The sequence below is a fragment of the Bradyrhizobium nitroreducens genome (assembly GCF_002776695.1).
GTDB classification, from domain to species: domain Bacteria; phylum Pseudomonadota; class Alphaproteobacteria; order Rhizobiales; family Xanthobacteraceae; genus Bradyrhizobium; species Bradyrhizobium nitroreducens.
In genome coordinates, this window is sequence record NZ_LFJC01000003.1 from 7,448,390 (window position 1) to 7,461,196 (window position 12,807).

General features: G+C 64.9%; 12 protein-coding genes. 10 read left to right on the top strand and 2 right to left on the bottom strand.

The features are described from left to right. The first annotated feature begins 2 nt into the window (after positions 1-2). The 3 genes from TSA1_RS35260 to TSA1_RS35270 are packed head-to-tail and all read left to right on the top strand — an operon-like array spanning position 3 to position 4,706. Positions 3-2,390, top strand: a complete 2,388-nt coding sequence (locus TSA1_RS35260; protein WP_100180331.1) for a xanthine dehydrogenase family protein molybdopterin-binding subunit — start codon at positions 3-5, stop codon at positions 2,388-2,390. A gap of 11 nt (positions 2,391-2,401) precedes the next feature. Continuing rightward, positions 2,402-3,199 carry an FAD binding domain-containing protein gene (locus TSA1_RS35265; protein WP_100180332.1) on the top strand — a complete coding sequence of 266 codons (798 nt, stop codon included), beginning with the start codon at positions 2,402-2,404 and terminating at the stop codon, positions 3,197-3,199. A 16-nt stretch (positions 3,200-3,215) separates the two neighbouring features. Continuing rightward, a complete protein-coding gene (locus TSA1_RS35270; RefSeq protein WP_100181518.1) occupies positions 3,216-4,706 on the top strand; it encodes an amidase in 1,491 nt (496 codons plus the stop codon). Positions 4,707-4,870: 164 nt separating this feature from the next. On the opposite strand, the gene TSA1_RS35275 is transcribed toward TSA1_RS35270, so the two are convergent. After that, positions 4,871-5,770 carry a LysR substrate-binding domain-containing protein gene (locus TSA1_RS35275; RefSeq protein WP_100180333.1) on the bottom strand — a complete coding sequence of 300 codons (900 nt, stop codon included), beginning with the start codon at positions 5,768-5,770 and terminating at the stop codon, positions 4,871-4,873. An 86-nt stretch (positions 5,771-5,856) separates the two neighbouring features. After that, positions 5,857-6,060: a hypothetical protein gene (locus TSA1_RS35280; RefSeq protein ID WP_100180334.1), complete on the bottom strand. Its 204-nt coding sequence runs from the start codon at positions 6,058-6,060 to the stop codon at positions 5,857-5,859. A 137-nt stretch (positions 6,061-6,197) separates the two neighbouring features. Between TSA1_RS35280 and TSA1_RS35285 the strand changes: the two genes are divergently transcribed. The 7 genes from TSA1_RS35285 to TSA1_RS35315 all read left to right on the top strand — a co-directional run bounded on the left by TSA1_RS35285 (position 6,198) and on the right by TSA1_RS35315 (position 12,782). Further along, a complete protein-coding gene (locus tag TSA1_RS35285) occupies positions 6,198-7,358 on the top strand; it encodes a transporter substrate-binding domain-containing protein (protein WP_100180335.1) in 1,161 nt (386 codons plus the stop codon). Continuing rightward, positions 7,355-8,020 (top strand): ANTAR domain-containing response regulator, encoded by a 666-nt coding sequence (locus tag TSA1_RS35290; RefSeq protein ID WP_100180336.1) that lies wholly within the window; start codon positions 7,355-7,357, stop codon positions 8,018-8,020. Before TSA1_RS35285 ends, TSA1_RS35290 begins: the two co-directional genes overlap by 4 nt. 10 nt (positions 8,021-8,030) lie before the next feature. After that, the gene (locus TSA1_RS35295) at positions 8,031-9,278 is read left to right on the top strand and encodes an urea ABC transporter substrate-binding protein (RefSeq protein WP_100180337.1); all 1,248 of its coding nucleotides are present in this window, start codon (positions 8,031-8,033) and stop codon (positions 9,276-9,278) included. 114 nt (positions 9,279-9,392) lie between these two features. Continuing rightward, entirely contained in the window at positions 9,393-10,265 is an 873-nt protein-coding gene (locus tag TSA1_RS35300) for an ABC transporter permease subunit (RefSeq protein ID WP_100180338.1), read from the top strand. Positions 10,266-10,280: 15 nt separating this feature from the next. Next, a complete protein-coding gene (locus TSA1_RS35305; RefSeq protein WP_100180339.1) occupies positions 10,281-11,345 on the top strand; it encodes a branched-chain amino acid ABC transporter permease in 1,065 nt (354 codons plus the stop codon). Continuing rightward, positions 11,345-12,061, top strand: a complete 717-nt coding sequence (locus TSA1_RS35310; protein WP_100180340.1) for an ABC transporter ATP-binding protein — start codon at positions 11,345-11,347, stop codon at positions 12,059-12,061. The genes TSA1_RS35305 and TSA1_RS35310 overlap by 1 nt, the downstream gene beginning before the upstream one ends. Position 12,062: 1 nt before the next feature. Further along, positions 12,063-12,782, top strand: coding sequence for an ABC transporter ATP-binding protein (locus TSA1_RS35315; protein WP_100180341.1), 720 nt, complete (start codon positions 12,063-12,065; stop codon positions 12,780-12,782). Positions 12,783-12,807 lie beyond the last annotated feature (25 nt).

Here is a 12,807-nt window from a genome sequence, read left to right on the forward strand (position 1 = left end):
CCATGGGTGAAGTCATCGGAATCGGCGCTGCACCAAAGCGCAAGGAAGACCAGCGCTTCCTCACCGGCCGCGGCAATTACGTCTCCGACATCAAGCGTCCGGGCATGACGGCGGGCGTGTTCGTGCGCTCGCCGCATGGTCACGCGGTGCTGCGCGGCATCGACAAGAGCGCGGCGCTGGCCTCGTCCGGCGTCATCGCGGTCCTGACCGGCGACGACGTCAAGGCCGACGGTCTCGGGTCGCTGCCCTGCGGCTGGGGCATCACGGACGCCAAGGGCGTGCCGATGAAGGAGCCGCCGTTTCCGATGCTGGCGCAGGACAAGGTGCGCTTCGTCGGCGACATGGTCGCCTTCGTCATCGCGGAGACGCCGGAGCAGGCGAATGCCGGTGCCGAGCTCCTCAAGGTCGACTACGAGGTGCTGCCCTCCGTGGTCGGCGTCCTGGAGGCGGTGCGGCCCGGTGCGCCGCAATTGTTCGACGATGTGCCGAACAACATCTGCTGTGACTGGGAGCTCGGCGACAAGGCTGCGGTCGAAGCCGCATTCAAGAAGGCGGCGCATGTCGCCAAGCTCAGCCTCGTCAACAACCGCCTGATCGGCAATCCCATGGAGCCGCGCGCGGCGATCGCCGAATACGAGCCGGGCACCGATCGCTACACGCTGTGGACCACCAGCCAGTTCCCGCATGTCGTGCGCTTCCTGATGGGGGCGCTGGTGCTGAACATTCCCCAGCACAAGCTGCGCGTGGTCGCGCCAGATGTCGGCGGCGGATTCGGCGTCAAGCAGTTTCATTACGGCGAGGAGGCGGTGATCACGTGGGCCGCCAAGCGCGTGAGGCGGCCGGTGAAATGGGTCGCGAGCCGTTCCGAGGGCTACGTCTCCGACCGTCACGGCCGCGATCATGTCACCGAGGCCGAGCTCGCCCTCGATGAAAACGGCAAGTTTCTCGCCTTCCGCGTCAACACGCTCGCCAATATGGGCGGCTATCTCTCGACCTTCGGGCCGAACATCCCGACCAATCTCTATGGTCCTTTGCTCGGCGGCGTCTACACCACGCCCGCGATCTACTGCAATGTGAAGGTGGTGTTCACCAACACCGTGCCGGTCGACGCCTATCGTGGCGCGGGCCGGCCCGAGGCAACCTTCGTGCTCGAGCGCATGGTCGATGTCGCCGCCAGCGAGATGGGCATCGACCGCGTCGAGATCCGCCGCCGCAACATGATCCCGAAGGAAGCCTATCCGTATCAGACGCCGGTGCTGGTGCAGTACGATTCCGGCGATCCGATGGGCTGCCTCGACGGTGCACTGGTCGCAGCCGACGTCAAGAACTTTGGCGTGCGCAAGGCGGCGTCCGCCAGCAAAGGCAAATTCCGCGGGCTCGGCTACTCCACCTATGTCGAGGCCTGCGGCCTTGCCCCGTCGCGTTTTGCGGGACGGCTCGGTGCGCGCGGCGGCCTTTATGAGAGCGCCACGGTGCGCGTGCATCCGACCGGCCAGGTGACGGTCATGATCGGCACCCACAATCACGGCCAGGGCCACGAGACGACGTTTGCGCAGATCGTGTCCGAGAAGCTCGGCGTTGCCTTCGAGAATGTCGACATCGTGTTCGGCGATACCGACCGCGTCCAGTTCGGCATGGGCACCTATGGCTCGCGTTCCCTCGTGGTCGGCGGGGCCGCGCTGTCGAAGGCAACCGACAAGGTGATCGTCAAGGGCAAGAAGATCGCCGCCCATCTGCTTGAAGCCGCCGAGGCGGATATCCAGTTTGAGGCCGGCAAATTCTCCGTCGCCGGCACGGACCGTATCAAGACCTTCGAGGAGATCGCGGGCGCGGCCTATGTGCCGCACAACTATCCGCTCGAAGTGCTGGAGCCGGGCTTGGAGGAGCAGGCTTACTACGACCCCGTCAACTTCACCTATCCCGGCGGCTGCCATATTGCCGAGGTCGAGGTCGATCCGGAGACCGGCACGGTGACGCTGGTCAACTACACCGCGGTCGACGACGTCGGCACGGTGATCAACCCGATGATCGTCGAGGGTCAGCTGCACGGCGGCATCGTGCAGGGCGTCGGCCAGGCGCTGTTCGAGAATGCGGTCTACGACGAAGGCTCGGGCCAGCTGCTGTCGGGCTCGCTGATGGATTACTGCATGCCGCGCGCCGACCATCTGCCGATGATGCAGGTCTCGACACATTCGACGCTGTGCACCCACACGCCGATGGGTGTGAAAGGCTGCGGCGAGGTCGGCACCATCGGCTCGCCTGCGGCCGTCATCAATGCCGTCGTCGATGCGCTCTCGCATCTCGGCGTCACCCATGTCGACATGCCTGCGACACCGAACCGGATCTGGCGCCTGCTGCAAAACGCGTCGCTGCCGGTCGCGGCGGAATAGGGAGGACAACAATGAAACCATTTGCCTATCACCAGCCGAACCAGATTCCGGATGCGGCAAAGCTTCTGACCTCGATCGAGGACAGCAAGCTCGTTGCCGGCGGCATGACGTTGATCCCGACGCTGAAGCAGCGGCTGGCAAGCCCGGTCGCGCTGGTTGATCTGTCGAAGCTCGGAGACCTCAAGGGTATCACCGACGACGGTGCGACCATCACGATCGGCGCGATGACGCCGCATGTGGTGGTTGCCGCCTCGCAACTGGTGCAGACGAAGATCCCGGGGCTTGCTGCACTGGCGTCCATGATCGGCGATCCCGCCGTGCGTAGCCGGGGCACCATCGGCGGCTCCGTTGCCAACAACGATCCGGCAGCGGACTATCCGGCCGGCGTGCTCGGTCTTGGCGCCACCATAGTCACCAGCACGCGCGAGATCGCGGCGGACAGTTTCTTCCTCGGCCTGTTCGAGACCGCACTTGAGCCCGGCGAGATCATCACCGCGATCCGCTTCCCCGTGCCCCTCAAGGCGGGTTACGCCAAGTTCAAGGCGCCGGCGTCGCGCTATGCGCTGGTCGGCGTGTTCGTCGCGAAAGTCGCCGACGGGGTCCGCGTCGCCGTCACCGGCGCGGGGCCGGGCGTGTTCCGCGTGCCGCCGATGGAGGCGGCGCTGTCCGGCAATTTCGATCCGACCGCGATCGCGGCGATCAAGATCGACACAGACGGTCTCACCTCCGATATCCACGCCGAAGCCGACTACCGTGCGCATCTCGTCACGGTGATGGCCAAACGCGCCGTCGACGCGGCGCTCAGCTAGCTCTTTAGGTTTGATGATGACTGATGGTTCCGGCCGAACGGCCTTCCCGCCGGCGCCGACTGGCCTTGGCGCGCTCTCTGCAAGCGAGATCATGGCCGGCTACCGGCGCAAGGCGTTCACGCCGCGCGACGTCGTCGACGACACCATCGCCGCGCTTCAGGCGACCAACGAAGCCTGCAATGCGGTGGTGACGCCGATGTACGAGCAGGCGAGGGCCGAGGCCGATCGGCTCACCAGGGAGATGCGCGCGGGCGAAGCCAAGGGGGCGCTCGCCGGGGTCCCGGTCACGGTCAAGGACCTCGTCTTCGTCGCGGGCGTTCCGGCCTATGCCGGCTCGCCGATGAATAAGGACTTCGTGCCCGATGCCGACGCCGCCGTGGTGTCGTCCCTGAAGGCTGCCGGCGCGATCATCACCTGCAAGACCACGACCTGCGAGTCAGGCTACAAGCTGACGGCGGACAGTCCGGTCACGGGCACGACGCGAAATCCCTGGAATCCCAGCCGCACCAGTGGCGGCTCGAGCGGCGGTGCGGCCGCCGGCGTTGCCGCCGGCTGCGGACCGATCGCGATCGGCACCGACGGCGTCGGCTCGATCCGCGTGCCTTCCTCCTTTTGCGGCGTGTTCGGGCTGAAGCCGACCTTTGGCCTCGTGCCGCGCTCGCCCGGTTTCTCGCCGCCGTCCTGGGCCTCGCTCGCCCATACCGGCCCGATCACCCGTACGGTCGCGGATGCCGCGCTGACGCTGGAGGTCATCGCTGCTTACGATCTGCGCGACGCCGCAAGCCTTCCCGTGTCCGCACGTCGCTTCGATACGAATGCAGGGCGTCTGGATGGCATTCGTATCGGCGCCAGCGCCGATCTCGGCTACGCCGCCGTCAGCCCTGACGTGTGCGCGGCATTTGGCAAGGCGCTTGCCACGCTCGATTCCTGTGGCGCGCAGGTCACCATGGACGGCCCGGGTCTCGACCCCGGCATTCTGGAGCATACGCTGAAGCCGATCGCCTTTACCGAACAGGCGGCGGCGGTTGCGAGCAAGTCCGCAACCGATCTTGCAGGTTCGGAGGCCGACTATCGCAATGTCATCGGCGCTGGACGGCGCTACAGCGGCACGGATTACATCGAGGCGAGTTACCGCCGCGGCCAGACGCGCAATGCCTTCGTCAAATTGTTCGAGCGCGTCGATGTGCTGGTGACGCCGACGGTTGCTGTCACCGCATTCGAGGCCGGCCAGATCGGCGTCGACACCGTCGATGGCAGCAAGGTCGATCCGCATCTCGGCTGGTCTCCGTTCACCTGGCCTATCAATCTGGCAGGTCTGCCGGCGGCGACGCTGCCCTGCGGCTTCGATCGCGACGGCATGCCGATCGGCCTGCAGATCATCGCGCCTTGGCTCGACGAACCTACTATCTTTCGTATCGCCGCGGCATTCGAGGCGGCGCAACCCTGGGCGAAGTTCTGGCCGCAGCTCGCACTACGCGAGGGGAGTGGAGGGCGCGCCAAGGGGTGAAGCGCTTATCATGCAATAGTACAGGTGTTTTGCCCGACGTGTCAGGTCGCTCAGGCACGGTAGGCAATCGAGGGCCTCGCTATTCCCTCAAATGACGCGCGAAAAACCCTTTGCAAACAAGGGCGTTCTACTGTGCATGGGGTTGTTTTCGCGTTTTTGTGAGTCTAACCCAGCTCGATCGGTGCGCCGCGGCCGCTGAGCTCTTCGTCGAGGCGCAGGTAATGCGCGAGATAGTCGTGCAGCGCGGTCGCGGCTTTCGAGGTGGCGCCGCTGGACTTGTAGAGCAGCAGCTCGATCTTCGGCAGCGGCGGCAGACCCTCGTTCGGTCCGATCTCGCGCATCGCCGGCACCAATGCGCTGCGGCCGAGCACCGTGACGGCCATACCGGCAAAGGCCGCTGCCTGCAGTCCGCCGACGCTTTCGCTGACGCAGGCGATGCGCCAGCGCAAATTCGCGCGCTCGAGCGTGTCGATGGCGTAGTCACGATAGATATTGCCCGGCGGCAACAGCGCGAGCGGGATCGGACGTTCCAGATGCGCGGCGGATTGCTCGCCGGTCATCCAGACCAGTTGCTCGCGCCGCACCACCTGGCCGCCGGTGAAATCGTTCATGCGCGTGACCAGCGCGATGTCGACATCGCCGCGCTTGACGAGGCCGACCAGCGGTGTCGAGAGCGCACAGTTGAGCTCGACCTGCACCCGCGGAAAGGATTTCCGGAACACGCTGAGGATCTGCGGCAGCATGAAAGCGGCATAGAGATCGGGCGTGCCGAGCACGACTTGGCCTTCGATCTCCTGCGACGCCAGTTGCGAGATCAGCTCGTCATGCAACCGGAGGATGGATTTGGCGTAGGTGAGGACCGTGGTGCCGTCGTCGGTCAAGATCAGCCTGCGGCCGCCATGCTCGAACAATTGCTTGCCGGTCAGCTCCTCCAGCCGCTGCAACTGCAGCGTGATCGCCGGTTGGGTGCGGCCCAGCCGTCGCGCGGTCTCGGTGATGCTGCCGGTCTCGACCACCGAGATCAACGACCGGAGCATGCGGATATCGAGACTGATGAGGTTCATGCGGCGTCCATATCGCCCACAATTTATGCAAAACCCATGCTAGCGCACGCGGCCTCGGCGGTCATGGTGACGCAGCGGGACCAGCTTCAATCGGAGCAAGCTATCGCATTCGCGACGACGCCATCAATCGCGAGACTGAAGGCAGGACGGCGAGAGATCGAGCGAAGCTCGACCCGATCAAGGCACAACAACGCTGCACAGATTTGCTGCATGGCGATATGAATTGGAGCAGTCTGCGCTGCAACAACGCGCTTGACTTCGGTTTCGATCTCAACGACCGTATCGTCCAAGCGTTGGGCAGCTCAGCCCGTCAACGCGACGAGTTCAAATCATTTCCAACACCACGTGCATCTCGCGTGTTTGGTTGGCGGCGAGGGCGCCCTCGGCTTAACGGCCGGTGGGCGCTTTTTTGTTTTTGGATCGAGTGATGGCACGAGCGCGATATCGTATCGGTGTGATGTTCTCGACCACGGGATCGTACAGCGTCGTCGCGCGTTCGATGCTCAACGGAGCGCTGCTCGCGTTCAACGAGATGAACGCCGGCTCGAACACGATCGCGCTGGAGCCGGTCGTGGTCGATCCAACCGGCGATCTCGCCCGGTACCGTTCGCTTAGCCGGGATCTGCTCAACTCCGGGATCCGTCACGTCGTCGGCTGCTACACCTCCTCGAGCCGGAAAGAGGTCATTCCCTGCTTCGAGAAGTTCGACGGTATGCTCTGGTATCCCTCGCACTACGAGGGCTTCGAGAGCTCCGACAACGTCGTCTATACGGGGGCCGCGCCAAATCAGCACGTCCTTCCGCTGGTCGACTATCTCGCGACGCGCGTCGGCAAGCGCGCCTTCTGCGTTGGCTCCAACTACATTTGGGCGTGGGAGAACAATCGCATCTTCCGCGAGGCGCTTGCCGCGCGTGGCGGCACGGTGCTGGCCGAACGCTATCTCTCGGTCGGCGATACCGAAGTCGACCAGGTGATCGCGGCGATCATCGGCCAGCGGCCCGACTTCGTCTTCAACAACCTGATCGGCACCAGCGCCTACGCCTTCTTCCGCGCGTTCCGCGCCGCCTGCCGCGCACGTGGCATCGATCAGGCAGCGGAAATCCCCGTTGCCAGCTGCACGTTGTCGGAGCCGGAGCTGCCCGAGATCGGCCTCGATGCGGTCGATGGGCATTTGTCATCGAGCGTCTATTTTTCTTCCTTGAACTCCCCCGAAAATGCCGCCTTCATCGCGGCTTATACGCGATCGTTTCCGGAGGGGCCGGTGTCGTCGGCCGACGCCGAAGCCTCCTATATCGCCGTCAAGCTGCTCGCGGCGGCCTTGTCGCAGGCCGGCACCGACGACGCTCGCACGGTGCGGGCCGCGGTCGCCGACCAGCGGCTGCGCGCACCGCAAGGAGAGGTCCGTATCGACCGGCAGACCTTTCACGCCTGGCTCACGCCGCGGATCGGCCGCTCGGCGGCCAACGGGCAGTTCGAAGTGCTGCTGGAATCGCGCGAGCCGATCGCGCCCGATCCCTATCTCGTCCAGTCGTCGCCGCGCTTTGCCGGCGCAATGCGCTCTCCGCTCTTGAAAGTGGTGCAACAATGAGCTCTCGACTGCTACAGAATTTCAAGGGCGGCCGCGCCATCGTCGTGACGCGGCGAGGCGGTTGGGAGAGCACGCTGGAAACGACCCTCGCCAAGCTCGGCGTCTCCACCGAATATCCTGAGATCATCGACGGCCGCGCGCAGATTGAGACTGCGAGCCTCCAGGCCGATCGCGACATCCTGTTCGTCGACGGCGATCTCGAAGGCGCCGTCTCCATCGAGGTCCATCCGGCCTCGCGGTTGCCGCCGGTACCGGTGATCGGCCTCGTCGGCGTCGAGGCGCCGAGCCGGCTGAAGGCGCTGGTCAATCTCGGTGCGACCTCGTTCCTGCGCAAGCCGGTGCATGGCGGCGCGGTCTATACCTCTCTGTTCATGGGCATCAACCAGTTCCTGCTGCGCGCCGAAATGAACGAGCGCCTGCAGGACCTCGAGGAACGCCGCCGCGGCCGCCGCGCGGTGATCCGGGCCGTGATCCTGCTGATGCAGCAGGGCGGCCTCGACGAGGAGAGTGCCTATTCCCAGCTCCGTCGCGAAAGCATGCGCGCGCGGCAAAACATGGAACTCTACTGCGAGGAGTTTCTGAGCAAGCGGGCGAAGCCGCCCGACACGACCGGCCGCACGACCGGCATCATGCTGCAAGGCGGCAACAAGCAAGCCATCTAGGAGAAGCAAAATGAGCAAGTCTGTATTGCGGGGGCTGCGCGCCGCAGCCCTCACGGGGACGCTTGTCCTCGGATCACCCCTACAATCGGCGCTCGCGGCGGAGAACCCGATCAAGCTCGGCGTGCTGGAGGATCAGTCCGGCGATTTCGCCGCGGCCACGATCGGCAAGGTTCACGCCATCCAGCTTGCCGCCGACGAGATCAACAAAGCCGGCGGCATCATGGGCCGGCCGCTCGAACTCGTTCCCTACGACACGCAGTCCGACAACACCCGCTACCAGGAGTTCATGCGCCGTGTGCTCCAGCGCGACAAGGTCGACGTCGTGTTCGCGGGCTTCTCGTCGGCCTCGCGCGAGGCCTATCGGCCGATCGTCGACCAGTTCAACGGCTTCGCCTTCTACAACAATCAGTACGAAGGCGGCGTCTGCGACGGCCACATGATCGTCACCGGCGCCGTGCCGGAGCAGCAGTTCTCCACGCTCATTCCGTACATGATGGAGAAGTACGGCAAGAATGTCTACACGCTCGCCGCCGATTACAATTTCGGTCAGATCTCGGCGGAATGGGTGCGCAAGATCGTCAAGGAGAACGGCGGCAAGATGGCCGGCGAGGAGTTCATCCCGCTCGGCGTGTCGCAGTTCTCGCAGAGCATCCAGAACATCCAGAAGGCCAAGCCGGACTTCGTGGTCACACTGCTGGTCGGCACCGCGCAGGCTTCCTATTACGAGCAGGCGGCGTCCGCCAACGTCAACCTGCCGATGGCGTCCTCGGTCAACGTCGGCCAGGGCTACGAGCACAAGCGCTTCAAGCCGCCGAGCCTGAAGGATATGTACGTTACCACCAACTACATCGAGGAAATCGACTCGCCGAAGAGCAAGGAGTTCTACGCCAAGTTCAAGGCGAAATTCCCGAGCGAGCCCTATGTCAACCAGGAGGCGGAGAACTCCTACCTCGCCGTCTATCTCTACAAGCAGATGGTGGAGCGGGCGAAGTCGACCAAGCGTGAGGATATCCGCAAGGTGATCGCGCTGGGCGACGTCTGCATGGACGCGCCTGAGGGCAAGGTCTGCATCGATCCGAAGAGCCAGCACATGTCGCACACCATCTATCTCGCCAAGGTCGGCGCCGATCATGCGATCTCCTTCCCGAAGACCTGGGAGGACATCAAGCCGTACTGGCTGGGTGAAGCCGGCTGCGACCTCACCAAGAAGGATCCGATGGCTCAGTACACGCCGTCGAACCCGCCGCCGAAACCCTGACCCGGCGGCCGATCGCTCCGGCCCTCCGGGCACGTCCCGGCGTTGCCGGCGGGCCGGGGCGATCACGGACATCTGCGACGGTGACGTCGCGTCTTGCGACAGACTGGTTGGTTCATGGACATCGCGACCCACGTCTTTTCGGCACTCTATCAATTCGGCGACGCCTTCGCGTTCCTGGTGCTCTCGGCCTGCGGACTCGCGGTGATCTTCGGCATGATGGGCGTCATCAATCTCGCCCATGGCGAGTTCATCATGTGCGGAGCGTACGTCACTGCGGCAACCGTGCATGCGGGCCTGCCGCTGCCGCTCGGGATCGTCGCCGGCACGATCGTGTCCGCCTTGGTGGGCGTTCTGGTGGAGCTTGCGGTGATCCGCCATCTCTACGACCGTCCGCTCGACACCATCGTCGCCACCTGGGGCCTCAGCCTGATCGCGACGCAGGGCACCCTGATCATGGTGGGCTCGACCATGGCGGGCGTCGGCACGCCGTTCGGCAGCTTTCAGGTCGGCGACTACTCCTATTCGATCTATCGCATCGTGCTGTTCTGTGCCGCGCTCGGCGTGCTGGCTGGCCTCTATGCGCTGTTCAACTGGACCCGCTTCGGCGTGCTGGCGCGCGCCACCATCCAGGTGCCGCATATGGCGGCTGCGCTCGGCGTCGATACGCGCCTGGTCTACAGCCTCACCTTCGCCTGCGGCGCGGGGCTCGCCGGGCTTGCCGGCGGGCTCTACGCGCCGACCATGACGCTCGTGCCGACCATGGGGGCGACCTTCATCATGGAGGCCTTCGTCACCGTGGTGATCGGCGGCGCAGACGTCTTCCTTGGCACCGCGCCCGCCGGCGCTGTGCTGGCGGTGGTGAAATCGGTGATGACGTCGTGGCAGGGGCAGCTGTTCGGCCAGATCGGCCTGCTGGTTGCCGTCATCATCGTGGTCCGGGTTCTGCCGAAAGGCATCTCCGGCTTCGTGCTGCGCGAGCGGACCTGACGGAGTGATGGCGTCGTGACCGGTTTCTTCTCGTTGTTTCGCCGTCTCGAAGGCCCGCAGACCGTCGGTCGCGGTCGGGCTTTCTGGGGCCTGTTTGCGATCGTGCTCGCGGTCGCGCTCGCCTATCCACTATTCAGCGACGGCTATACCGTCGGTAACACCGTGTATTTCTTCGTCTGGGTCTTCATCGCGCTCAGCTTGTGCCTGATCTGGGGCTACGGCGGCTCGCTGTCCTTCGGGCAGACTGCGTTCTTCGGCATCGCGGGCTATGGCTACGGTGTCCTGACGCTCAATTTCGGCGCGGCCTATGGCTTTACGCTGGTTGCGTTTGTCGCGGCGGTCGCGATCGCCGCGCTGTTCGCGGTCCTGCTCGGCTATTTCATGTTCTTCGGCCGGATCGCCGGCGTCTTCCTCGGCATCGTCACGCTCGCCGTGACGTTGATGCTGGAGCGCTTCATGGCGCAGACCGCGGGCCCTGAATGGCACATCGGAGCTGCGCGCCTCAACGGCTTCAACGGCATGAGCGCGATGCCGCCGCTCACCATCCCGTGGCCGGGCGAACCGATCGTGCTGTTCGCCGATGTCGGGCTCTACTATTTCGTGCTGGGCCTCCTGGTCTTTGTCTATCTCGCCTTGCGCATCCTGATGAACTCGTCGTTCGGCAACGTCATCGTCGCGATCCGCGAGAACCCGGAACGCGCGGAAATGCTGGGCTACGACGTGCGCAAGTACCAGCTCATCACCTTCGTCATCGGCGCCGCGCTCGCCGGCATATCCGGCGTGCTCTACACCGCGTGGGGCCAGTACATCACGCCGTCGAGCATGGGCATGACGGCGGCCGCGTTGCCGCTGATCTGGGTCGCCGTCGGCGGCCGCAGCGACCTGACCTCGACCGTGGTCGGCACGCTGGTGGTGCTTGCCGCGTTCCAGGCGCTCACGATCTACGGCAGCCAGTACGCGCTCGTCTTCATGGGCGTGCTGCTGGTGTTGACTGTCCTCATCGCCCCGAATGGTCTCGTGCTCGGCGCCATGAACTGGCTCGGGCGGCTCGCCGCGCGCCTGACGCAGAGGGCCGGCTGATGTCGTTGCTCGAGCTTCGCAAGCTGAACAAGCACTTTGGCGGCCTGCACGTCACCAATGCGGTCGATCTCACGCTCGAGCCGGGCGAGATCCATTGCCTGATCGGCCCGAACGGCGCCGGCAAGAGCACGCTGTTCCGGCTGATCCTCGGCGAGCATCATCCCGGCAGCGGCGAGATTCTCTTCGCCGGGGAGAACATCACGGCGCTGAAATCCTTTGCGCGGATTCATCGTGGCCTGTCGGTCAAGTTCCAGGTCCCGGGCGTCTTCAAGGGCCTGTCCGTTCGCCAGAACCTCGAGATCGCCTTGCAGAGCCGGCATCGCGGCGCCGAGCTCGAGGCCGAGATCGGCCGTCTGCTCGGCTTCCTTGGTTTGGAATCCGAGCAGGCGCAAACGGCCGGAAATCTCAGCCATGGCCAGAAGCAATGGCTGGAGATCGGCATGGCGATCAGCCTGAAGCCGCGCCTCCTGCTGCTGGACGAGCCGACCGCCGGCATGTCGCCGGAGGAGACCCGCATGACCGGCGAGATGGTGCAGCGGCTCAATGCCGACGGCATGACCGTGCTAGCGATCGAGCACGACATGGCGTTCGTGCGCCAGGTCGCCCAGCGCGTCACCGTGCTGCATCTCGGCCAGGTCTTTGCGCAGGGCTCGATCGACGAGATCGTAGCCGACGAGCGCGTGGCGGCGATCTATCTGGGGCAGGCCCATGCTTGATATGCCGCGCAAGGAAGTCATCCTCTCGACGTTGGCTCTGCGGGCCGGCTATGGCGGCAAGCCGGTGCTCCAGGGGCTCGAGATCGAGGTGCGGGAGGGCGAGATCGTCGCCGTCATCGGGCGCAATGGCGTCGGCAAGTCGACGCTGATGAAGAGCCTGATCGGTCTGGTGCCGGCCATGAGCGGCTCGATCGTCTATCGCGGCGAGGCCGTGGAATCCCTGCCGGCGCACAAGCGAGCGCGCCTCGGCATGGGCTATGTCCCGCAGGGACGCGACGTGTTTCCGCGCCTGACCGTCGGCGAGAATGTCGCGGTCGGCGCCGCGATCAAGGGCGGCGGCATTCCCGAGGCGGGGCGGCGCAAGATCGTCGCGGCGTTTCCCATTCTCGAAGAGCGCTGGCATCAGCGGGCCGGCACGATGTCCGGCGGCCAGCAGCAACAACTCGCGATCGGACGGGTCCTGATTGCCGATCCGAACCTGATCCTGCTCGACGAACCCTCAGAAGGTATCCAGCCCAACATCGTCCAGGACATCGCACGCAACATGGTCGAGCTCAACCGCAGGACCGGGGTGACCATCATCCTGGTCGAACAGAACCTCGACATGATCCGCGCCATGGCGCAGCGCTGCTACGTCATGGACAAGGGGCGCATCGTCGCAAGTCTCGACCGCTCTGCGCTCGACGACGAGGCGGAGATGCGCCGCCATCTGGCAGTCTAAGAAACGACGCTCAACCAAGGAGAAC